This is a genomic window from Flavobacterium solisilvae (assembly GCF_012911605.1).
Taxonomy (GTDB): Bacteria; Bacteroidota; Bacteroidia; order Flavobacteriales; family Flavobacteriaceae; genus Flavobacterium; species Flavobacterium solisilvae.
Window position 1 is genome coordinate 1 of record NZ_JAAMPT010000131.1, and the last position, 385, is coordinate 385.

Sequence of the window (385 nt, forward strand, 5' to 3'; positions counted from 1 at the left end):
ATTCCAGCGCAGACGGAAACCCAAATCCGTCAAATCCGTGGCAAAAAAACTATACACCAATTAATTTGTGCTAATTCGTGCAATTTGTGGCAAAACCACGAGCAAAGCGATCAATTAAATGTCCTTCAATACCTTATATGGTAAAAAATCTTTGCGCTTTAGCGTCTTTGCGAGAAAAAAAATCCATCAGTCTTTCAATCCCTCAATCTTTCAATCCTCAAGTCCTTCAATCCTCCAATCCCCAAGTCCTTCAATCCTTCAATCCAAAAATAATTTGTGCTAATTCGTGCAATTTGTGGCAAAAAAATCACCCTTTCTCATTCCCCCGCATTGTCATTCCAGCGCAAACGGAAACCCAAATCCGTCAAATCCGTGGCAAAAAAAC

General features: G+C 40.0%; 1 protein-coding gene. It reads left to right on the top strand.

The window, feature by feature from the left end; translation table 11 throughout:
- Positions 1-137 precede the first annotated feature (137 nt).
- Positions 138-385: hypothetical protein (locus tag G6042_RS14180; protein ID WP_211161595.1), on the top strand; the 248-nt coding region annotated here is incomplete at its 3' end.